Source organism: Methylophaga sp., from assembly GCF_009711715.1.
Classification (GTDB): Bacteria; Pseudomonadota; Gammaproteobacteria; order Nitrosococcales; family Methylophagaceae; genus Methylophaga.
The window spans coordinates 310177-331661 of record NZ_VENF01000004.1; the positions used below are offsets into that span (position 1 = coordinate 310177).

Below are 21485 nucleotides of genomic sequence, written 5' to 3' on the forward strand. Positions count from 1 at the left end.
GGATAATGTAGTGCCGGCTTACTGCCAGCCTTGAAGCCAGGTTTTGCTGTCTCGAAGCTGACGCCAGTCGATGTGATAGATTTTTTTGCTGATGACCGCTTCTAATTGACAGCTGCTGATGCCTCCCTTTTCATCGCGACTGACTTTTGTTACCAGAAAGTGCTTTTCACGATGCTGTGGCTGACGAGCAGTCCACTTGGATAATTTCAGTTTGTTGGGATGAATCGCGTTCATAAACCGGGCTTTATCAAAAGGAATCACAGATTATTCACAAATCCAGTGATATCTAAGTGAAAATTGTCACAGTCACAAGGCTGACATCAGCCGACGTTATTGCTGCAACAACAGGCGAAATACATATGAACAGATCCTTACAGGATTTACGCAAAACCTATGAAAAAGGGCAGCTGGATGAGAATGAGACCAGCAATGCCCCCTACGATCAGTTTCGAAAATGGTTTGATGAAGCGCTTAAATATGGTTTTTTCGAGCCCAACGCAATGACCCTTGCAACGGTCGATCAACGGGGGCGTCCCGCCTGTCGTCCCGTCTTAATCAAAGACCATGATGCCCGCGGCATTATCTGGTTCTCCAATTACCACAGCCGTAAAGGTCAGCAACTGACGCAGAACCCTTTTGCCGCCCTGCAGTTTTACTGGGCCGAACTAGAGCGTGTGATTCGGGTAGAAGGCCGGGTCGAGAAAATCCTGGCAAAAGATTCGGATGAGTACTTCAACTCACGGCCACTCAGTCATCGTATCGGCGCCTGGGCTTCACCCCAGAGCCAGGTTATCCCCGGCCGTAAAACGATTGTGACCAACGCTGCCCGCTATGGTGCCGAGTTTGGATTGCATCCGCCACGGCCGCCGCACTGGGGCGGTTACCGTCTGATCCCGGATTACTGGGAGTTCTGGCAGGGCCGGCCATCTCGTCTGCATGATCGCATCGCCTATACGCTGTCAGATAACGGCGAGTGGATTAAGCAGCGTTTGGCACCCTGACCCGACCACGCAGCAAATAAATTCAAGCGCTCAAATTTCACACCGACATACTGAGTGAGTGATGTGGTTTCAGCTTCTCACTTGTTCACCTTCTGTCGTTTATTAAGCTGGGTTTTCACCCGGCTTCTTTTTTCCCCAATAAAAAAGGCCCATCCGAAGATGGGCCCTGGCGATCAGTTCGCTTAGTAGTTGGTGTTTTCTTCTGCACTTTCATCGATGGCGCTACCGGCTGCTTCAACGTCTTCACCAGCACCTTCAATCGTGTTGCAGGCAGACAAAGCAAAAGCAAAAGTCAGTCCCAGAATAGAGGATGTCATGAATTTCATCTGCATCTCCTTTTGGCTTGAGGAAAAGGCCTTCAGGGCCATGAATTCAAACAATCGAAGTTTTGATTTAATCTTTTACGACTAATGGTTTTCATTACTTACGATAGTTGCAGCTGTTAAAAGTTCACAACCGATTTCACATTTTGCTGAGATTGTTTTCCACCACTGTTCGGTTAACTCATTCAATCAATGAGTATGTTATGGTTGAAATGAATCAATAGGAATTGCACTGCAACAGGCAGTTTCAATTCGTCCAATTGCGACCGAGTTCGCAGTTAATCAACCGCTGTCTGAACCAATGTCTGACATGTTTGTCACGACAGGTAGAGGAGAGCGGTTCCTCAGAACCACCGTTTAGACTTGTTTCATGGAGGTGTGTAATGAAATCAATTTTTGAATCCAAAACCTATTCAATGCTGACCCGAGTTTTAATGCTGATGTTTGCATTATCCGGTTTCGGCGTGCTGGCAGCCTGTGATAACCAGGATCCTGCTGAAGATGCCGCCGAAGAAATGGGTGACGCCATGGAAGATACCGGTGATGCCCTTGAAGATGCTACTGACGAAGCAGAAGACGAAATGCAGTAGTCATTCCTTCAGCATTCTGAATTTTGCCTAAAACTCAAGGAGGTTTACTCATGGCAACTCAATCAAGCGAGCAAGACCTGCAAGAGCAAATGAAAGCGCTCCGCAGTGATTTTAGTGAACTGACCAAGACGATGAAAAAATTGTCTGAAGATTACGTTAATGAGGGTCAAAGCAGATTGCGTCAGACTGCGGATCAGGCCAGACAGCAAGCCCGCGACACGGCTGATCAAGCCAGAGAGCAGGCACGCAATGCTGCTTATCAGGCTCAGGAAGGGGTAGAAAACCATCCTTTCAGCAGTGTGGCCGTTGCCTTTGGCATCGGATTGCTGATTGGTAAAATTCTGGACAGATAGGATCTGACAGCATGACTGCAAAAACGCGCATGAGCTGGCGATCCCGACTTCAACTCAGCACGATAGCGATTACCCTGACAATGATGATCGGGTTTCTGGCCCTCGGATTTGTCGGTATGGCGGTGTTTCTGGTGCTGGCAGAACATTTCCCCAGTTCTCTGGCAGCGCTGATCACTGCCGGCAGCTATCTGGCGCTGGGTCTGTTAGTGACGGGTGTGGCTATTCTGATTAACAAGCCGTCACATCCGGCAAGCAGCAGGTCAGCGGAGCGACCGGCTGATGAAGTGGAGGCGCTGACCCAGTGCCTGGATAACCCGGCACTGGCCGACTTCATTAAAAAGCATCCCGGCACCTCACTGGTCACAACGCTGGTGGCCGGTGTGGTCGTGGGCTACAGCGATGAAGCCCGGGCTTTATTGAAGTCATTCAGCCAGAGTCAGTCCGACAAAGGTTGATGCGGTTTGGAAGGGATTCAGAAAAATCCTGACCGGAGCGAGGAAAGACACCGTGTCGGTGGGGAAAAACAGGCTTTAGCATGAATTTCTCAGCGAATATTAAAGTTTTCCTCAATCTTTAATTGAGCAGGGATATGCAGGCTGATGAGACAGTCTGGCATTTCAGCTCTCAGTCATCATGCTTTAGGGTCAACGCTGAGTGATCGCATGCAGTGACGGAAAACCCGGCCGCCAGGCCGGGTTTTTTATGCCTGAGGCTTAACTTATTAGCGTATTGAACTGATTAGCCCGACCCAGCAAGTCGGTGGCCAGTGATTGCGTCTGCCGACTCTGGCTGACAGATTCTTCAATAGTCGCAATCATCGCGCTGTTAGTGTCAAACAGCTCGTGCATGGTCTGGCTGATTTGGGCTGCGACGACACTTTGTTCTTCCATCATCTCAGCGATCTGCTGATTGAGTCTGTTGATCGCTACTGATCGTTCCGCAGCCTCACGCATGGTATGACTGCTTCGGTTGACACTGTCTATTGCGCCTTTACCGGTGTCATGGCAGGCACCGATTTCGCTAATGACAAGTTTGACCGAGGCATCGATCTGTTCGGCTGTGTTCATGATGGATTCCGTCGCCTGCTTACTTTTACCGGCCAGCTGTCTGACTTCTTCTGCCACCACCGAAAAACCACGGCCGTGCTCACCTGCCCTGGCAGCTTCGATGGTAGCATTTAATGATAACAGGCTGGTTTGGTTGGAAATTTCGGTAATCAGTTCAATCGCGGCATTGATCGAGGCAATATCGCTGTTGAGGCTGTTGAAAGTGGCTTCCACACTATCCAGTTTGCTGATCAGCTGACTGACTTCACTGACGCTCTGTCCGGCATGCTGCTCGGCATTTTGCAGAATCTCGCGGGTATCAGAGGACAACGACGAGGCTTTGGCCGTGTTACTGGTGACTTCACCGATGCTCTGACTCATTTCTTCCGTTGCCGTGGCGACGGATTCAATGCGCTGGTTCTGTTCTTCCAGCGCTGCGAAATTCAATTCCGCGACTTCGACACCCTTGCTGGCATAGTTACCCAGGCTGCTACCGGCCTGTTTGAAATGATTCATGGTATCGTTGATAAGGTCATAAAAATGTTTCAGTGAGCCGATAAAAGCCCGGTCACCGGTGTTAGTGGTCGTAATATCTGAGAACTCGATGGTCAGATCACGCTGCTCGGCAGCATATTGCATTGCCGCCATCACCTGGCTCGAGAGCATGAACTGACGGTACATGCGAAGACAGAAATACATCAGCACACCGGCCTCGATAATCACGAAGGCAGCATGAATAAAAAAGGTCTCCCAGTTACAACTCTGGCCGTAGACCATAAATGGCATGTTGCCCAACTGGGCGCCGCCAGTCTGTAAGGGCACAGCAATGGCATGATGTGCGGCGATCAGTGATGCCGCGAGTAACACCATCCGGTAATCCCGCCAGATGATGACAAATGCCAGCGCTACAAAGATATGAAAATGCATTTCCAGCCGGCCGAACTGCTGCATGATGAGAATCATCGACATCAGCATCAGGCTGACGGTCATCACGGACCGTGACAGCAGGGTGCCCGGCATTGTTTTGTAGGCGAACCAGCTCGCCAGTATGGCCAGTGTTGCCGGGATGCCGCCCAGAAAGTGGGTACCCAGTCCGGCTGGGACGATCCAGTAAATAAAAGGCAGGTGAGCCAAGAGGATCAGCAGAACCAGCCGGTCACTGATCTTGAGATCATCATGCTGACGTTGTTCTATATCGGCCCGGAACAGTTCGGTCGTCAGTTTAGCCATGCTGGGTTCCTGTCTTGAATTGCTTGATGTCACGGATAATGTCTTCAGCATCAGGAGCGGGGTAGGTCAGCAGTGTTCTGGACGCTGGATGATAAAGATACAGATGGCCGGCATGTTGTGGTTGCCGGTCACCCGACTGCTGAATTTGCTCGCTCCGGGCCAGTAAGGACCAGCTGGCCGGGTGTTGTTTGTCCAATAGCGCCGGCTGTTGCCCGGTGACGGCAGCGTAACGGACCAGCAGCCCTGATGCGTCCTGCTCGGGCTGGATTGACAGGATGACGAGTCTCACTGCTTGCTGTGTACGATCAAGTACTTCCCTTGTCAGCATCAGATTTGCCGGACAGGTATCGCTGCAGTTACTGAAAGCTGGCAGGATCAAATGAATATCATTAGCTGCTGCCGGCATCCCGGGCAGATTGAGATCAATGCGGTGTGAATAGCCGTGGAAGTCGGTGAAATAATGATTGAGCCTGTCTGAATAGGCGATGGAAGCGAAGGCTGCAGACAGACTGAGTGCTGAAAGCAGCAGACCGCCCAGTAGAGAGGATCTATTCACCGGCATCATCGAGCCCGGTAACAGTGAATTTTTTTCTGCATGGCTTGTATTTGTTGCCTCTCAAGCTGCGAAATTCGCCTTTAGTTTTCGCATTTGTTAAAAAATGTATCGTGCACTTTAGTTGTGCGTAAGTGAAATTGCCGTGAGGAGATAAGAAAAGCTAAGTTGCTGAGCGGTAAATAAAATCAATAGCGGTGCAGAGGGTGAAGATAGGCCATTAAGCTTCTATCCTGCACTCGGATCTTGAGGCTTATGTGCCATACCTTGTTATACTCAATTTAAGTCAAGCAACAGGTTTCTATATGTCAGAATTTTCATCATTGCCGGCTGGGTGCAGTCAGTGCCTGGATACGAACGGCTCGGAAATTGATTTCTCTATGGCATTCCAGCCGATTGTCGACATTCAAGAAAAAAATATTTTTGGCTATGAGGCGTTGGTAAGAGGCCCGAACCAGGAGCCTGCCGGCTTTATTCTTGATAAGCTGAACGATAACAATCGTTATTATTTTGATCAGGCTATCCGGGTCAAAGCGATCAAAACCGCGGTTGAGCTGGAACTGGACAGCGTGCTGTCGATTAATTTCTTCCCCAATGCGGTGTATCGCCCCGAGACCTGCATCAGAACCACGCTGAATGCCTGTGAAGAATATGGTTTCCCCATCAACAAGATCATGTTCGAGGTAACCGAGTCAGAGCGTATTGAAGACCGCCAGCACCTGAAAAATATTTTCGCTTATTACAATCAGAAAGGTTTCATCACCGCAATTGATGATTTTGGTGCCGGATTTTCAGGGTTGAATCTGATTTCAGACTGGCAGCCTAATATCGTCAAACTGGATATGAACCTGATTCGGAATATCGACAAGGATGAGACCCGTCAGCACCTCGTGAGCTCGGTTATTGGTTTTGCCCATAAGGTAGGTATCAGGATTATTTGTGAAGGGGTGGAAACCGTTGAAGAGTTGAGCGTGCTGGAACAGATGAATGTTTCTCTATTCCAGGGTTTTCTGTTTGCCAAGCCGGCCTTTGAAGCATTGCCGGCTGTCGACTTTAGCAATCTGGGGCTGGACTAACTCAGGTGCATATTGCCGGTGCGTAGTCGGCTGACATCGAGAAAGGTTTCAAAAAAGACCCGCGCCTCACGACACAAATGCGCAATGGTGTCAGTTTCCATCATATCTTCAAACAGATCATAGACGGTACGATAGTCACGCAGACGGTTTTCCGGAATGTAACGTAAAGCCATGCTCCAGTCCCGGAAAGCGCGTTTATCGACCTGATCATTACATAAAAGATGGATATCATGATGGCGGCTGTCCCTGACGATGCTGCCATAGATAAAATCAACGGAAGCTTTGCTGCCTTCCAAGTACTGAATGATATTGCCGTCATGATAAATCAGGCAGCCGGTCACGCCGAAATGGGCGTTTTTATGACGGGACTTCAGCATCAGCTGATCCAACGCTTCAGCGCTGAACAAGTCCACGGCCGAACTTGAGTACATGATTTTGTGTATGGTCTGGCTCATAAGTCATCACCGTTGATGTTTCAACAAGAGCGACAAGCAGGACTGATCTGAACAAAGCCATGCTCTCGTCAAAGTTTATCCACAAGATATCAAAATACTTTGACACGCACCATCCACGGTTATGAGCAAGGGACTCAGCAATTGTCGTCATCACAAATATTTGATTCGGAACCATTAATATCAAACAGGTACAAACCCGAATAACAGGAGTTCAGCATGCGCGCTATCCTCATTTTTATATTGTCACTTCTGTCCCCGCCGCTATGGGCCAGTGAATGTCCGGCCTTTCTTAATTATGATCTGCCCCGGCTGCACGCCAATGACACGGTCAACCTCTGCGAGATTGCCAGTGGCAAGCCGCTGTTGATTGTGAACACGGCCAGTCACTGTGGGTTCACCCGCCAGTTTGAAGGACTGGAAGCCCTGCATCAGACTTACAAGGGTAAGAATCTGATGGTGGTGGGGTTTGCCAGCAATGATTTCAATCAGGAGGCCAAAACGGAAGAAGAGGCGGCCCGGGTCTGCCGTGAGAACTTCGGCGTGACTTTCACCATGATAGCGCCAAGCTATGTCAAAGGGCAGCGCGCCAATCCGGTGTTTCGCGAAATCAATCGCCAGAGTGAAGCGCCGGGCTGGAATTTCAATAAATATCTGATCAGCCCGCAAGGTAAGGTTGTGAAGCACTTCGGTAGCCGGGTCGAACCTGATGACGAAGCCCTGACCCAGGCTATTGAAGAGATGCTTTAAAGCGCCTGCCCGTCAACCTTCAGCCACAAAATGTGATGCTATTCACATTTTGTGGCTGTTAGTGTTTAATAAGCGCAGGTACTTTGCTGGCTGAAACAGATCCTGACTGCGGCTGACAAGCTGTTTGATAAATGGACGCTAAACAGCTGTAAAGTAAGCGATATTGAGTTGACTTGCGTTTAATAACCATCGATACTTCAGTTACAAAGTAATTCACACAAGTGAGTCGGCATTTCAGGGAGAAATGGATGATGACGGAAGTGACGCACCAATCGGCTTTCAGGCCGACTTTCCCCCCGACAGGCATGCATCGGTCAGACAGGCTGCGGTATACTGCGTCCGGCCTTGTTTCTTGGCTATTTTTCAACACCGTTTACACGGAGAGGCATCAGGATGATTAATTTATGCCGTTTGTGTCTGCCACTGCTTGCCGCGCTGGTGGCGGCGGGGTGCAGTCCCATCCACAACACAGTGGGTCCTGACAGAGAAAGATCGGATTTACGTGAATCTGTGGAAGCACCATTTCAACTCAGTGACGGTCAATCACCCTTCTGTAATGTTCCGCCGATGCAGATTCCGGAAACACCTGAACTGGTTACCGCGCCGGAACCTTTTTCTGCCAAGCTTTTCTTCCTGTTGGATAAAACCGAGTTCACTGAAGAGTCCAAAGTGGAATCCAGAGAGATTTACCAGGAAATTCTTGATCGTGAATTCAGTGAAATTGTGATTAGTGGTCATACTGATACCTCAGCCTCCAACGCCTACAACGAGGCGCTGTCGCTGCGGCGTTCACAAAAAGTCCGACAGGATCTGATTGCCTACGGCGTCCCTGCGGAAAATATCCGCATCTCTGCAGAAGGCGAATATCGCTTGTTGGTCGCGACGCCGGATGATACGGTCGAACTAAGAAATCGTCGCGTCGAAATCAACGCACGCTGATTGACGGAGTTTAGCAATGGTACATAAATTTAAGCTGCTGACATTAACGGCTTCTATCATGGGTGCGACATTGATGATGGCGCAGTCCGCCTCAGCGCAAAGCCTGACCGAAGCGGTTGATAAAACAATTAGAAGTAATCCCAACGTACTGGCTGAAGCCAACTTCCGCCGCAGTGTTGATAAAACCATCGATCAGGCGCGGGCCGGTTACTACCCGCAGGTTGATTTGAACCTGGGCATCGGACGTGAGCGGGCAGAGAATAACTCAACCGCCCCCGGCCATCGTCATCTGACTCGCGGTGAAGCAGGTATTTCTGCCTCACAAATGCTTTATGACGGCTTTGCAACCAAAAGTGCAGTAGAGCAAACCCAGTCTCAGGCGGAATCTGCCGGCTACAGTGTGTTTGATACCGCGGAGAGCACCTCGCTACGTGCAGTTCAGGTTTATCTGGATGTTCTGCGCAGACAGGATCTGCTGAAGCTGACCGAGGCCAATCTGGAAAGCCATGAGCGAATTTATTCGCAGATTGAACAGCGCTTTGATAGTGGTGTCGGTAACAGTGCCGATCTGGAGCAGACCAAAGGTCGTCTGGCATTGTCACAGGCTAATCTGACCTCAAACAAGGGCAACCTTGAAGATGCGCTGAGTAATTACAACCGCGTTGTTGGTAATATGCCAGAAGCGCCTACCGATCCCGGCCTGGATTGTTGCGATAAGGCCCCTGCCACGTTGGATGAAGCATTGGCGATTGCCTATCATCAGCATCCGGCATTGCGTTCTGCCATGGCTCAGCATGAAGCCGCTCTGGCACAGGAGCAAGGTGCCGAAGCGCCTTTTCATCCCCGTGTCGATCTTGAACTGAGCACACGGGCGGACAATAATCTTGACGGTGAAAAAGGCCATGAAAAAGAAATTCTGGCCATGGCTCGTCTGCGTTACAACCTGCTCAACGGCGGCGCAGATATGGCACGGCTGGAAGAAACCGGCTTTTTAAGCCAGCAGGCACGTGAAGAAGCCAATATTGCTATTCGTGATATCGAACGTGATGTCCGCCTGGCATGGAATTCTCTGGATAATCTGTCGCATCAATTGCCGGTGCTTAAACAACGGATGGACTCAGCATTAATGACCCGCGAAGCCTACCAGGAGCAATTCAATCTGGGACAGCGCACCCTGCTGGATCTGCTGGACACCGAAAATGAAGTGCTGACAGCCAGTGCAGATTACACCAATACCTATTATGATCATCTCTATGCCTGCTACTGGCTGGCGGAAACTATGGGCAAACTGCTTGAGCAACTGGAACTGGAAGCCCCTGAAGAAGCGATTACTGTCGCCAGTCCTGAGCCGGCCGAGTAAGCGTCTAGAAGCTTAACAATTAAAGCCCCGCCATCGAAAAATGGCGGGGCTTTTTTATTGATGATGTACGGCTGTTCAATCTGCATCAACAGCCTGATGAAGTTGTTTGTTCGGGGCTACTGGTCTTGTCCTCACCAGTCCACTCATTTTGGCATCCAGCAGGTTTTGTGGCCGGGTTCTTGACGTGACTAAAGTCGATGCCATCATCTTCGGTGGCCATAAAGCCATGCCTTTCTCTGGCGGCAGTTGCAAATTGAGCCCCGTTAAGTTTTCCGTTATTAATTTTTCTGTCATCTGCCACTGCTAGATTAAACGACGCTTTTTTACAGGGTTATCAATAGTGCTGACAAGGCCCACCTACCTATGGCTCTGCCTGCTACCAGGCTTGTTACTGTTCTCGAGAGCATTGGCTGATGTCACCATCGTGCTGGTGGTCCTGGCTTTTCTGTATCGAAGCTATCGGCTGCAGGACTGGCAATGGCTCAATCAGACCTGGTTCAGACTGGCATTGTTATTTACCGCTTATCTGTCTCTTCTCAATGCGCCATTCAGCCTGGCCGCCGGGGAAAGTCTCTCCTATGCCCTGTTTTTTCTGCGCTGGCCACTGTTCGCTGCGGCATTGGCCGGGTGGTTATTGGCAACACGCGACCGGCAGCGATGGTTTCTGAAAGGCCTGCTCGTCACCAGCATGCTGGTGGCGGCCGATATCGCCTGGCAGTATGTTTTTGGCGTCGACTGGTTTGGTATAGAAGCATTTTCAGCAGACCGGCTGACCGGGCCGTTTCGAAACCCGGTGCCGGGCACATTGATGCTCAGAGTCTGGTATATCGCTATATTTTTCCTGCTTATCTGGAATTTTAGTGCACGTTACAGCTTATTTGCGTGTTTATCCGTCTGGTTCATCGGGCTGGTATTGATGTTCATCACCGGTGAACGCATGGCACTGATGCTGTACAGCGCTGGCGGACTGGTGCTGCTGCCGGCCTTGTGGACAGCCTTCCCGGCGCGTCGGGGCATGCTGAGCACGGGCCTGTTGCTGATGAGCATGATCGCGCTGCTGTTGATGCAAACACAGCCACAGACTACAGCCCGGAGTGTATTGAGCATTGCTGACAAACTGGCGGCATTCAGCAGTTCTGATTATGGCAGGGTGTTTGCTGGTGCCTGGCAAGTCTGGCAGCAGGATTTCTGGCTGGGCAGCGGGCTTCATACCTACCCGTCTGCCTGTGAGCAGCTGGGTGTGTTCGCCGGCCAGGGATTGAGCTGCACGCATCCGCATAATCTCTACCTGGAGCTGGGGGCTGAAACCGGCCTTTTGGGTCTGGTCCTATTTGTGCTGATGCTGGGCGCCATTTATCGACAGGCACTGATCGTGCCCCTTCGCCAGCGTTGCTGGACTCATGCGGCGCTCAGTTTTGTGGTTCTGACAGTGAGTTTCTGGCCGCTATCGGGCGGCGTCAGTGTATTCAGTAACTGGATAGCGGCACTGGTCTGGCTGGGCGTAGGTTGGGTGCTGGCAGTCGCGGCAAGACCGCTGCCATTACCGTCTCGACCGATAACTGAAGCAGATCATTAACCTTCAGCGCGCGGAATTCACCCCGGCGGATTTCAGCCCGGGCCACCGAGGTTTCACCACCAAATAAAGCCAGCCCTGGCCGTCCCAGACATGAAGCCAGATGGCTGGGACCGGTATCATTGCCAATGACAAAACTGGCTTTTTGTAACAGGCCAGCCAGTTCAAACCAATTTAGCAGGCCATGTTCCAGTGCGGGAGTGAAGCCGGGCAAGTCATCGGCCAGCTCCATTTCATCCGGGCCGAGGATATTCACAACTTCAAAACCATGGGCAATCAGCGCGTAAGCCAGTTGAGGATAATAGGGCCAGCGCTTTTCCGGGTGGGCGGCAGAGCAGCCGGGAATCAAAGCCACAAAAGGTGACTGACCCAAGCCATCCGGCAACAGGTGGGCGACGTTGGCGCTCATCCAGCTGACATCGGGGTAAAAGGCGTGCTCGACCGGAATGCCGGTTTGTTTCAGCAGAGCAACCTGCCCTTTTAGGCCGGATTCGGGCTCAGGTCCCTGGCCGCGGCTAATCCAGTGCTGATTTTTTAATCCCCAGTGTTGATAAAGACGGGTACGATCAGAATTCTGTAAGTCGATAATCCGACTGAAGCCTTCCTGAGCCAGTGCAGCTAACATTTGTCGTTGCTGATGCCACTGCCACCAGGAAGCACGGGGATCAGTTAATACCCGATCAATGTGCGGACAGCGTCGCATCAGAGCGGCATAGGCGGGAGAGGTCAGCAGGCTGATTTCACTGTCACTGAAATGCTCACGAATATCACGAAGTACGCCATCGCTTTGAATTAGATCCCCCAGCGCGCCGTGTTTGATGATCAGGACTTTATCAGTTTTTTTCAGCATGGCTGTCTGGCCAGTAGTGCATGATAGGTCGCGAGTGTCTGATCGCGCATCGCCTCAAGGCTCATTACGCTGAGGGCTTGATGGCGCGGAGCTGACATCAGTGCCGACCAGCTGTCGGGTAAAGCCAGCAGATCAATCAGTTTTTTCCGGAAGGCAGGGGCGTCATCAACGTCGACCAGCAGCTCGGCCGGCAGCACTTCATTAGCCACCGGCACATCCGTGGACAGAATCCTGCAGCCGAGCATCAGGGCTTCGCTGAACACATAAGAGAAACCTTCACGTCGGGAACTGATTAAAACACCGTCAGCGGCGGCCATCAGCGTCGCCAAATCAGTACGGTGGCCCAGCAGCCTGACCTCAGTGGTCGATGCCATTTGCGAGATACGGCTCGATAAGCAGTCATGCGCCGGTCCGTCGCCAACCAGTAATAGCGTGAGCGGCAGGCCATCGACGGCATCCAGCAACATATCAAAGCCTTTTGCGCTTACCAGTCGCCCGGCGGCAATCAAAACCGGTTTGTCAGCAGGCAGCTGAAACTGACGGTAAAGATCGCATGGCGGCACCAAAGCGTTGGCGGTCCCGTTGTAGATAACGCTGTGACGGCCCGGAGCAAAGGGCGCGGCCAATTGCTGGCTGACCGTAATAACATGATTCAATCGCTGAAATGCCCGGGTCCGGCGTTTGATATTGTGCAGGGTACCCACCGTGGCAGCGGGGAGGAAATGCTGTAGGTGGCTCAGTACCGAGGCGGCTTTATTGGCCTGGGCATGAATAAGCAGCGGCTGAAACTGACGTAGGGCCCTGAGAACGGACAAATGCAAAAGCGGGTTTAGCCGGCTCAGCCCGGTTGCAACAGGGTAGCGTGAAATACCGGCCGGCAAACCGGTCAGGAATTGCTGGTGGCCAATAACAGCGACTTCATGCCCTGCCTTGAATAGTTCTACAGACAGTTCTCTGACATGTTTTTCCAGCCCGCCGTTGCCGTGACTGAGTAATAACTGGGCGACTTTCATACCGGAGCAGGCGCTGACAGTGCATCCTGATAAACGGCCAGCGTATTCTCCAGCATGGTTTGTAGTTGAAACGGATGCTGAGACGGAACCTGTGGCTTTGTTTGCAGCCAGGCCAGAGAGCGAGTGATCAGCTGACGCTGGTCACCGTTGGCGATTAGACCCTGCGGCAGAATGGCCTTCATCTGTTCCGCTACGCCGCCGTGATCATAGGCAATTACCGGAACTCCGAGACTCAGGGCTTCGAGCGTGGTTCTGCCAAAAGCTTCCGGCTGTTGCGATAAAGACATCACAATAGCCGAGATAGCCATCACTTCACGGATATCACTGCGGTGACCAGTCAGCGTGATATGTTGTTGCAGACCCCGTTGTTGAATCCGCTGTTCAATTTCTCGCTGAAAACCGCTTTTACCGGCTTGGGTATCACCGACAATGAGGCCGTGGACATCGGTGTGGTGACGCCTTATTTCGGCGATAGCCTCGACAAAATCCAGCTGGCCTTTCCAGCGACTGAGCCGACCTGGCAGCGTCAGCAGCTTTTTGCCCCGGGTTTGTGGATAACTTTGATACCAGTCTTGCAGCCAGCGGCTGTCAGGCTGGTAGCCGTGGTAATAACGGGCCGGGTCGACACCCCGATAATTGAGACACAGTCGTTTGCGATCTACAGGGTAGTGCTTCAACACATAGTCACGGATCATTTCCGACACCACAATCACTCGTTCGCCACGGGTCATAATGCGGCTGTAAGGGCTGACCGAGTATTGTCCGTGTACAGTGGTGATCAGCCGCGGGCGCTGTTCGGCGGGCAGAGTTTTCCAGGCCAGATAGCAGATCCAGGCAGGGAAGCGAGAGCGCACATGAAGAATGTCGATTTGATTATCCTGAATGAATTGCCTCATCCCTGGTATATATTTCAGGGTCAGTAAAGACTTGCTTCCGACAGGCCACTGCAAATGCTCACTGCCTTCATCCAGTAGTTGTTCAACTAACCTGCCACCGGCAGAAATGACGATGGAACGGTGTCCCTTTTCGACCAGATAACGGGCAACTTCGAGTGTGCCGCGCTCGACTCCGCCTGATTCCAGAGCCGGCAACACCTGAATGATATTGAGTTTCTGAGTCATCGCTACACCGCAAGCTGGGTGTGCAGAACCGGTTCTGTCTGCAACCAGCGTTTCATCAGCCAGTCGGCACAGCGGTCTGCTTCGGTAAAACCGGCAACAGGACGAAGCGCTTTTTTGTAATTCCCCAAAGCGTCAAACCGAGTCACCATATTGTCAGCCATCAACTGATTAACGCCGCGTGAGACCCGGTTCTCCCGTTTCAGCGGCATATTCAGAATACCGACGGCATTGCGGGCGGTCAGGGCTTCATAGACCATTGAGGTGGAATCTTCGGTAATCCAGGCACTGTAGGACTGAGCAAGTTGTGCCGCGACCCAGCCCGGCCCGGTCTCAGCAAATGGCGCCACACGCAGATTCGCCAGTCTCAGCTGTCTGACAGCAGGGATAAAGTCAGCGGGGGTTCGTCTCGATGTTGTCAGGCAATAATTGACCGTCGGATTATGTTTACACAGCTGTGATATCTGTGACAGCAGGCTGTTGCCATCCCAGTTGCAATGCTTTGAAGGGCCACCGATCATGATCAAAGACTGGTCTTCGTGATGCGGCCCCTCAGGTCGCAGAGGATTGAGTACGCCACGGGTTTCTAGAAAGTTGCCATTGCCGCGATACTGGTCATGAGCCGGTATCAGGCATAAATCAAACAGCTTCAGTGGCAGGCTGGGTTGCATCATCACTACGGTCTGGCCACCGTAGACCTTCTGCGCTGCCAGCATATGCAGGTGCGTGCGGTGGCCGGCACCAATGATAAGGTCGGGCATTGGCAAGTCGCGACCAGCGTGCCAGGTGGCACTTAACCAGCTGAAGATGGGTTGCAGGCGGCCCGACACCGGAATATCAAAGCTCTCGCAAGGCAGGCGGCGTTCAAGCGCATTGACCAGGCCCTGGGTTTGACTTTGATGTCCCGGTTTAGCGTCCGTGAGTCGCCAGATGATGACAGGGGGTACTGCTGCATTCATTGGTTTGGCACCTGTGGCTTTGTTGAGCGTCAGGTGCACTATAGGCCGCTACTATTAAGGTTTTATGAAACAGGCTGGCGCGCAAGTTCAGGAAATTTGTCCCTGTTTGCTGCATCGACTCTCGGTCATAGTAAGGACAGGAATAATCTCAGGGAAATACATGATCGAACGCGACGAAGACACTTATTCCGCGCTCAGGGAGATGGCCGAAGACATTCATCTGGCCTCACGCAATCATAATGATGAATTAATCGGCAGTGAATATTACAACAAACTGACAACCCTCAGTCATGAGGAGCTGGAAGAACTGTTGCGGCTATGGCAGCGCAAAACGATCACTTGCCGCAAGGAGAAGCTGTCTTCACAGTGGATGGTGATGCAAATTCTGATGCTGATTGCTTTTGCGGTTTATGTTGCCTGGCAGTTGGGTGGGTTCGCCGGGCTGCTCTCCAGCATCATCGGTGTTATCGCGATGATCGCCATGATTGAGGATAAGCGGGTCAGCATTGCCAAGCGTAATCTCGCCGATGCCAACCGGGTTTACCGCCATCTCAGCGAACATCTGGAAAGCCGCTATTACCAATGACAGACTTCTGCTGTTGACAGTCAGCTGACGGAATGTAAGTCTCATCCGCACAATAATTTAATCAGGAGGAAATTCTTATGGCTACAGTTACCCTGAAAGGTAATCCATTCAAAACCGTCGGCGAACTGCCCGCAGTAGGCAGTCAGGCGCCGGCTTTTACCCTGACCAAAACCGATTTGTCCGATCTGAATTCCTCGGATCTGTCCGGTCGGGTAGTACTGAACGTCTTCCCGTCCGTGGATACACCGACCTGTGCCAACTCGGTACGCCAATTTAACAGTAAGGCCTCATCGCTGGATAACACTACGGTAGTCTGCGTTTCCAAGGACCTGCCTTTTGCCCTGGATCGTTTCTGTGGTGCCGAAGGCCTGGATAACGTCATCGCGGCTTCGGCTTTCCGTTCCAGCTTTGCTGAAGATTACGGTCTGAAAATGCAGGAAGGGCCACTGGCAGAACTGTGCTCACGTGCCGTGGTGATTATTGATGAATCCGGCAAAGTGATTTATACCGAGCAGGTGGCGGAAATTGCCGATGAGCCTGACTACGATAAAGCCCTGGCTGCTCTGGGCTAAACGGCTTTCCCCCCCTGCCGGAACTCAAAAGCCCCGCATGACGGGGCTTTTTTGTGGCCGTCACCTGAAGATTGTCTACGTTGTCTGTTGTGGAATTCACTGCTCATGTTCTCTGTCATTGAATTTAAGGTAGTAGATGCGATAAAAAGAACTTATGACTGAACATGCCAGCCTGTTTTCATCTGTCGCCGTGCTCGCCGAGTTTCATCCGCAGGCCAAGGCGCTGCGTTTCTGGCGTGATGAAAAACAGCAGCAATTACATGCCAAAGTGGAACTGTATGACTCGCCGCTGCCGGCATTAGAGGAGTTGGAAGCCGATATCGCACTGGTTTCCGACACACTCAGCGAGGCAGCGCTACCGGATTTTCATGCCTTCTGTCAGGATATTGAAGTGATTTTTCACGGCAGCCAGCCATCCGGGCCGGTATCACAGCTGGAGGGTGTTGACTGGCCACGGTTCCGGCGGATTTCTGCTTATGCACAGTACTGGCAGGATCGTAATCCGCGTGAGGTTAACAAGCTGCTCACGTTCATGATGGGCATTCCGCTCTACAGTCAGTTGCTGGGGAGTTTTATCACCCGCCGACATGGTGAAGCCGAGCAGGAAATCATTGAAAAGACCGCTACGCCCGGCGCTGTTTATATCATGGGCGTCAATCGGTTTAATCAGCTGTTTCGCGAAGATATTGATACCGCATTCAACGAAGCCAAGCTGCTGGTGTCTACCTTCCGCGGTACCCGCGATGAGAATGCCGCCAAAATCATCAACGGCATGGTTAAATCCATGTTGTTTCACTGAATCATCCTCTGTTTATTCGGAACCCTCTCCACTCACACTGGTCAGCTACTGTGTCAGTTTGACTCATAAGGACAGGGCTCAACATGACATCCAACATCACACATCTATCAAGCCAGACAGAACCTCATCTCGCCGAACATTTTGCCGGTCGTTTCGGCATGTTGGGACAAAGTCCTGCCATGCAGGCATTGTTCGAACAGATTGAGGTCGTGGCCAAGGCTCAGGGGCCGGTAATGATTTCCGGTGAAAGCGGCACCGGTAAGGAACTGGTCGCCCAGGCGCTGCACCAGCAGAGTGAACGGGCTGAAGGCCCGTTTGTGGTTGTAAACTGCGCGGGGATTCCCGGTGAGTTACTGGAAGCCGAGTTCTTCGGCCATACCCGCGGCGCTTTTACCGGCGCCAGTGAGGCTCGTCCTGGGATGCTTCAGCAGGCCAATGGCGGCAGTCTTTTTCTGGATGAAATCAGCGATATGCCAATCTCACTGCAGGCGAAGTTGCTGAGAGCCTTGCAGGATGGTGCGGTCAGACCGGTGGGGCGCAATCAGGAAGATCATGTTAATGTCAGAATCATCGCCGCCACCCATGACAACCTCAGAAAAAAAATCGCCCGTGGCGAGTTTCGTAAAGACCTGTTCTATCGACTCGACACTTTTCAGATTCAGATTCCCGCTCTCAGGGAGCGCGGAGATGACAAACTGTTATTGGCGCGGAATTTTCTCGACACATACTGTCGGGAGCAAGACAAACCGGTATTGGGACTCAGTGAAGAAGCCCGTCAGCTGCTGCTGGACTACCATTTTCCCGGCAATGTCCGTGAACTGCAGAACCTGATAGAACGCGCCGTGGCCTTTTGCGACAGCGACCAGATTGAAACCGCACATTTGTTGCCCGGAATACGTCAAAGCCAGACGCCTGTTTCTGCACATGCAGATGAACAGGCTTTGCTCACAGGCTCCGGGATGCCAACCATGCATGAATTACAAAGCCGTTACCTCAAAATGGTTTTAAGCGAAGTGAATGATAACAAACAGCGTGCGGCTGAGATTCTTGGTATTGGCCGTAGGACGCTATACCGCTGGCTGCAGCAGGGAAAATGACGGCCTCTGATTCACAGGCACTGCAAGCCGCCTTGCGGGAACCCGCCTTATTCTGTTCTGTCGCTGTTATAGCAAAGCGGCGTTAACGCTCAATTATCGGCACTGTTGCTGATCCTGATTTTTCTGTCTGTTTCCGGGCTCAAGCCCCAACGGCTTTTCTGTTGATATTGGGGCGCGTTCAATAAGGACACTGTCATGGATGTGTTAAAACAATTTATTGAAACTATCAGCTGGGTCGAGGTCATTACCCTTTGCGTGAGACTGGTTTTTATCCTGTTGTTTGCCTGGCTGATCAGCAAATTACTCAAAACCGGTTTGCAGCGATTTGAAGCCAGGCTGGTGGCACGCAGTCTGGCCAGAGGGGAGTCCTCGGCTGAGTCACAAAAGCGAATAGAAACGCTGATTCGTTTATTGAAACAGGCAGGACTGCTGGCGTTGTGGATTACGATTTTCCTGATGGTGCTGCGGGAAGTGGGTCTGGAAATCGGTCCTGTTCTCGCCAGCGCCGGTATTGCCGGGTTAGCAATCGGCTTTGGTGCCCAGAACCTGGTCCGTGATGTGATTTCCGGATTTTTTATGATCCTGGAAAATCAGATCCGGGTCGGTGATGTGGCGATTATCAATGGTACCGGCGGGCTGGTGGAAGCGATCAATTTCCGAACCACGGTGTTGCGTGACCTTTCCGGCACGGTTCACTTCTTTCCCAATGGCACAGTGACCACGCTGAGCAATATGACGACGGCGTGGTCGGCCTATGTGTTTGATATCGGTGTCGCTTACAAGGAAAACACTGACACCGTGACCGCCGTCATTCAGGCTGTGATCGATGAGATGATGGCAGAGGAGGAATACGGCACGCTGATTATTGAAACCCCGGAGATTTTCGGGGTGGATAAGCTGGATGATTCATCGGTGATTATCAAGGGCCGGATAAAAACCAAACCGATTATGCAGTGGAAGGTTGGCCGTGAGTTTTTGCGTCGCATCAAACTGGCATTTGATGAGCGCAATATTGAGATTCCGTTTCCGCACAGCACTGTCTATTTCGGCGAAGCCAGCAAACCCTTTGATATTAAAATGCTGGAAACGGCCTCAACTCAGTCACGGGAAATATAACCCCAGAGACCCTGCGACTGAACCCGGGCCATACCGTCATGAAAGGGCTGGGCGTCATCGAACTGTGCTTTGATAATCATCACGCCATCTTTGTTGATATAACCATATTTCCAGTAATCGACGGTGACGGCGGCCAGCCCTTCAGTAAAGGAATGCCCCCACTTGAACTGCGGTGGTATCACTATTTTGCCGGCTTGGTTGATGTAGCCGACTCTGGCGTCCATTTCGATGCGAACCATACCGTCGTTAAATGACCAGGCACTATCCATTGAGGGTTCGACTACTTCTTCACCCTCACGGTTGAGATAGCCATAACGGCCGTTCTTGACGATGACGGCGAGCCCTTCACTAAACGGCAGTAATTTGTCATAGCGTTTGTTACTGAGATCATTGCCATCAGCTTTGATAAACCACCAATCGTCAGCCTGATTGACGATCGCAAGGCCGTTATCAAAATCCTGGGCCCGTTCAAACCGGGCCTTGATGACAAACTGGTTGTCTGCATTGATATAGCCCCAGCCCTGTTCCGTTTTCACCGCAGCGAGCCCCTCACTGAACATCAGGGCGTCCTGGTATTGGGGTTCAATAACCCAGCTCCCCTGTTTATCGATAAAGCCCCATAAACCGTCTTTATTAACACTGGCCATGCCCTGATTGAAACGATTGGCCTGGGCAAACTGCGGTGGAATCTGCCAGTTACCCTTTTTATCGATATAGCCCCATTGATCGTCTTTGAGCGCTGCAGCCAGATCTTCATGGAAATGCAGCACTTTGGTGAAAGTGGGTTCAATAGCAATCTCACCCCCGGTGTTGATAAAGCCCCAGCGTATATCCTGCAGGAGGGGTGCCAGACCGTCATGAAAGTCATGGATTTCGGTATTGGGCTCGGGGCCGAACAGGATCTCACCCTGGCGGTTAATCAGTCCTGTTTGAGGCCGGCCCTTTTCTACTTTGACGATCACTGCGACGCCCTGGCTGAAACTGTTGACGGCATCGTAGTCAAAGCCAATCAACAGATCGCCGGGGTCAGCTTTTGATGGTAAAACGGGATTCAGTGCAAACAGACAAAAGAAAACAGCAGTAAACAGGGGCGGTTGGGAATACATACAAACCTCCGGAATGATGGAATCGAGTCTGTGTGGATTTACGTGAATTTCACGTGAACCGGAAAAGACTGTATCGAATTCAACTAGCAAAATAACGTACTGTCGCCAAAGAGGTTTTTCTGTTGTGAATATCCCCAGCTTAAGCTGTAAATGGTCATTGCGAGCCGCGGTGTCAGCCAGTCTGGTCTGGCTCAGCAGTGCCTGCACTCCGGTGACGGTGCTAAATGCGATGGTGCCGGAAAATGGTTATCAGCGAATTGCTGATATTGCTTATGGCGACACAGTGCGTCAGAAGCTGGATGTTTATCTTGCCAAAGCTCGCGACCAGACCGGCCCTGCCAGCACGATTATTTTTTTCTATGGCGGCAGTTGGGAGTCGGGTAACAAAAACGATTATAAATTTGTGGCCGAAGCGCTGACTGCGCAGGGCTTTGATGTGGTGATTCCTGATTACCGGGTTTATCCACAGGTACGGTTCCCGGCTTTTGTCGAAGATGGCGCCAGTGTCGTAGCCTGGGCCAAACAACACCTTGCCGATTATGGTGCCAGTGATGATCGCCTGTTTGTGGCGGGCCATTCAGCCGGGGCCCATATTGCCGCCTTATTGACACTGGATGCGAGTTACCTCCAGCGAGTCGATCTGAGCCCGGCGGTATTCAACGGCATGATCGGACTGGCCGGGCCTTATGATTTTCTGCCATTAAAAAGCGAAACCCTGAAAAGCATATTCGGGCCCGAAGCGCAGCGCTGGCGGAGTCAGCCAATTCATTATGCTGATGCCGGTAAACCACCGATGTTATTGCTGGTCGGCGAAGACGATTTAACGGTGTTACCCAAAAATAGCTACAATCTTGCAGCGAAAATTCGTGAAAAAGGCGGTAATGTGCAGCTGGAAGCATTTGATGATTACGGCCATGTAGCGATGGTGGCCAAGCTGGCCAAACCGCTGAGAGGTGAAGGGCAATTACTCCAGGTGATTAAAGACTTCGTCAGCCGCCATTAGCTGGAGACAAAAGCTGGTGA

At 51.6% G+C, this 21485-nt stretch carries 26 protein-coding genes; 15 read left to right on the forward strand and 11 right to left on the reverse strand.

Annotation, left to right across the window (positions count from 1 at the left end):
- Nucleotides 1–18: 18 nt before the first annotated feature.
- On the reverse strand, nucleotides 19–261 hold the full coding sequence (locus tag FH755_RS04035) for a TIGR02450 family Trp-rich protein (protein ID WP_292438902.1): 243 nt from the start codon (nucleotides 259–261) through the stop codon (nucleotides 19–21).
- 98 nt (nucleotides 262–359) lie between these two features.
- Here FH755_RS04035 and pdxH point away from each other — a divergent pair, with 98 nt between their 5' ends.
- A complete protein-coding gene (gene pdxH / locus FH755_RS04040) occupies nucleotides 360–1001 on the forward strand; it encodes a pyridoxamine 5'-phosphate oxidase (protein WP_292438903.1) in 642 nt (213 codons plus the stop codon).
- 182 nt (nucleotides 1002–1183) lie between these two features.
- On the opposite strand, the gene FH755_RS04045 is transcribed toward pdxH, so the two are convergent.
- Nucleotides 1184–1327: an entericidin A/B family lipoprotein gene (locus FH755_RS04045; protein WP_292438904.1), complete on the reverse strand. Its 144-nt coding sequence runs from the start codon at nucleotides 1325–1327 to the stop codon at nucleotides 1184–1186.
- A gap of 380 nt (nucleotides 1328–1707) precedes the next feature.
- Between FH755_RS04045 and FH755_RS04050 the strand changes: the two genes are divergently transcribed.
- Genes FH755_RS04050 through FH755_RS04060 form a run of 3 tightly spaced genes read left to right on the forward strand, consistent with a single transcriptional unit; the run spans nucleotide 1708 to nucleotide 2722 of the window.
- Nucleotides 1708–1914: a hypothetical protein gene (locus FH755_RS04050; RefSeq protein ID WP_292438906.1), complete on the forward strand. Its 207-nt coding sequence runs from the start codon at nucleotides 1708–1710 to the stop codon at nucleotides 1912–1914.
- 50 nt (nucleotides 1915–1964) lie between these two features.
- On the forward strand, nucleotides 1965–2267 hold the full coding sequence (locus FH755_RS04055) for a hypothetical protein (RefSeq protein ID WP_292438908.1): 303 nt from the start codon (nucleotides 1965–1967) through the stop codon (nucleotides 2265–2267).
- Nucleotides 2268–2278: 11 nt separating this feature from the next.
- A complete protein-coding gene (locus FH755_RS04060; RefSeq protein WP_292438910.1) occupies nucleotides 2279–2722 on the forward strand; it encodes a phage holin family protein in 444 nt (147 codons plus the stop codon).
- A gap of 258 nt (nucleotides 2723–2980) precedes the next feature.
- Here FH755_RS04060 and FH755_RS04065 read toward each other — a convergent pair whose 3' ends face one another.
- A complete protein-coding gene (locus FH755_RS04065; protein WP_292438912.1) occupies nucleotides 2981–4543 on the reverse strand; it encodes a methyl-accepting chemotaxis protein in 1563 nt (520 codons plus the stop codon).
- Nucleotides 4536–5099, reverse strand: a complete 564-nt coding sequence (locus FH755_RS04070; protein ID WP_292438914.1) for an SCO family protein — start codon at nucleotides 5097–5099, stop codon at nucleotides 4536–4538. The genes FH755_RS04065 and FH755_RS04070 overlap by 8 nt, the downstream gene beginning before the upstream one ends.
- A 302-nt stretch (nucleotides 5100–5401) precedes the next feature.
- Here FH755_RS04070 and FH755_RS04075 point away from each other — a divergent pair, with 302 nt between their 5' ends.
- Nucleotides 5402–6172, forward strand: coding sequence for an EAL domain-containing protein (locus FH755_RS04075; RefSeq protein WP_292438916.1), 771 nt, complete (start codon nucleotides 5402–5404; stop codon nucleotides 6170–6172).
- Here the strand turns inward: FH755_RS04075 and FH755_RS04080 are convergent.
- Entirely contained in the window at nucleotides 6169–6627 is a 459-nt protein-coding gene (locus FH755_RS04080) for a BLUF domain-containing protein (RefSeq protein WP_292438918.1), read from the reverse strand. The genes FH755_RS04075 and FH755_RS04080 overlap by 4 nt on opposite strands.
- 216 nt (nucleotides 6628–6843) lie before the next feature.
- Here FH755_RS04080 and FH755_RS04085 point away from each other — a divergent pair, with 216 nt between their 5' ends.
- The 3 genes from FH755_RS04085 (at nucleotide 6844) to FH755_RS04095 (ending at nucleotide 9673) form a co-directional block, all read left to right on the forward strand.
- Nucleotides 6844–7374, forward strand: coding sequence for a glutathione peroxidase (locus FH755_RS04085; RefSeq protein WP_292438920.1), 531 nt, complete (start codon nucleotides 6844–6846; stop codon nucleotides 7372–7374).
- A gap of 393 nt (nucleotides 7375–7767) precedes the next feature.
- Complete coding sequence (locus FH755_RS04090; RefSeq protein WP_292438922.1) at nucleotides 7768–8313, forward strand: OmpA family protein; 546 nt, start codon at nucleotides 7768–7770, stop codon at nucleotides 8311–8313.
- 16 nt (nucleotides 8314–8329) lie between these two features.
- A complete protein-coding gene (locus tag FH755_RS04095; protein WP_292438924.1) occupies nucleotides 8330–9673 on the forward strand; it encodes a TolC family outer membrane protein in 1344 nt (447 codons plus the stop codon).
- Between the two features lie 75 nt (nucleotides 9674–9748).
- On the opposite strand, the gene FH755_RS04100 is transcribed toward FH755_RS04095, so the two are convergent.
- Nucleotides 9749–9967 (reverse strand): hypothetical protein, encoded by a 219-nt coding sequence (locus FH755_RS04100; protein ID WP_292438926.1) that lies wholly within the window; start codon nucleotides 9965–9967, stop codon nucleotides 9749–9751.
- Nucleotides 9968–10013: 46 nt separating this feature from the next.
- On the opposite strand from FH755_RS04100, the gene FH755_RS04105 reads away from it, so the two are divergent.
- Nucleotides 10014–11249: an O-antigen ligase family protein gene (locus FH755_RS04105; protein ID WP_292438927.1), complete on the forward strand. Its 1236-nt coding sequence runs from the start codon at nucleotides 10014–10016 to the stop codon at nucleotides 11247–11249.
- Here FH755_RS04105 and FH755_RS04110 read toward each other — a convergent pair.
- The 4 genes from FH755_RS04110 to FH755_RS04125 are packed head-to-tail and all read right to left on the reverse strand — an operon-like array spanning nucleotide 11140 to nucleotide 15186.
- Nucleotides 11140–12096, reverse strand: a complete 957-nt coding sequence (locus FH755_RS04110) for a glycosyltransferase family 9 protein (protein ID WP_292438929.1) — start codon at nucleotides 12094–12096, stop codon at nucleotides 11140–11142. The genes FH755_RS04105 and FH755_RS04110 overlap by 110 nt on opposite strands.
- A complete protein-coding gene (locus FH755_RS04115) occupies nucleotides 12090–13109 on the reverse strand; it encodes a glycosyltransferase (RefSeq protein WP_292438931.1) in 1020 nt (339 codons plus the stop codon). The genes FH755_RS04110 and FH755_RS04115 overlap by 7 nt, the downstream gene beginning before the upstream one ends.
- Nucleotides 13106–14230 carry a glycosyltransferase family 4 protein gene (locus FH755_RS04120; RefSeq protein WP_292438933.1) on the reverse strand — a complete coding sequence of 375 codons (1125 nt, stop codon included), beginning with the start codon at nucleotides 14228–14230 and terminating at the stop codon, nucleotides 13106–13108. Before FH755_RS04120 ends, FH755_RS04115 begins: the two co-directional genes overlap by 4 nt.
- A gap of 2 nt (nucleotides 14231–14232) precedes the next feature.
- The gene (locus FH755_RS04125) at nucleotides 14233–15186 is read right to left on the reverse strand and encodes a mitochondrial fission ELM1 family protein (RefSeq protein WP_292438935.1); all 954 of its coding nucleotides are present in this window, start codon (nucleotides 15184–15186) and stop codon (nucleotides 14233–14235) included.
- A gap of 160 nt (nucleotides 15187–15346) precedes the next feature.
- Between FH755_RS04125 and FH755_RS04130 the strand changes: the two genes are divergently transcribed.
- From FH755_RS04130 to FH755_RS04150, 5 genes are all read left to right on the forward strand, one after another.
- A complete protein-coding gene (locus tag FH755_RS04130; RefSeq protein ID WP_292438937.1) occupies nucleotides 15347–15772 on the forward strand; it encodes a hypothetical protein in 426 nt (141 codons plus the stop codon).
- A gap of 77 nt (nucleotides 15773–15849) precedes the next feature.
- Entirely contained in the window at nucleotides 15850–16344 is a 495-nt protein-coding gene (gene tpx, locus FH755_RS04135; protein WP_292438939.1) for a thiol peroxidase, read from the forward strand.
- A 154-nt stretch (nucleotides 16345–16498) separates the two neighbouring features.
- Nucleotides 16499–17143 (forward strand): hypothetical protein, encoded by a 645-nt coding sequence (locus FH755_RS04140; RefSeq protein ID WP_292438940.1) that lies wholly within the window; start codon nucleotides 16499–16501, stop codon nucleotides 17141–17143.
- Nucleotides 17144–17226: 83 nt separating this feature from the next.
- A complete protein-coding gene (locus tag FH755_RS04145) occupies nucleotides 17227–18240 on the forward strand; it encodes a sigma-54 dependent transcriptional regulator (protein ID WP_292438942.1) in 1014 nt (337 codons plus the stop codon).
- A gap of 195 nt (nucleotides 18241–18435) precedes the next feature.
- Nucleotides 18436–19356, forward strand: a complete 921-nt coding sequence (locus FH755_RS04150) for a mechanosensitive ion channel family protein (RefSeq protein ID WP_292438944.1) — start codon at nucleotides 18436–18438, stop codon at nucleotides 19354–19356.
- Here FH755_RS04150 and FH755_RS04155 read toward each other — a convergent pair.
- Nucleotides 19338–20462, reverse strand: a complete 1125-nt coding sequence (locus tag FH755_RS04155) for a WG repeat-containing protein (protein WP_292438946.1) — start codon at nucleotides 20460–20462, stop codon at nucleotides 19338–19340. The two genes, FH755_RS04150 and FH755_RS04155, sit on opposite strands and share 19 nt — an antisense overlap.
- Nucleotides 20463–20586: 124 nt before the next feature.
- On the opposite strand from FH755_RS04155, the gene FH755_RS04160 reads away from it, so the two are divergent.
- Nucleotides 20587–21465 carry an alpha/beta hydrolase gene (locus FH755_RS04160; RefSeq protein ID WP_292438948.1) on the forward strand — a complete coding sequence of 293 codons (879 nt, stop codon included), beginning with the start codon at nucleotides 20587–20589 and terminating at the stop codon, nucleotides 21463–21465.
- Nucleotides 21466–21485: the final 20 nt, after the last annotated feature.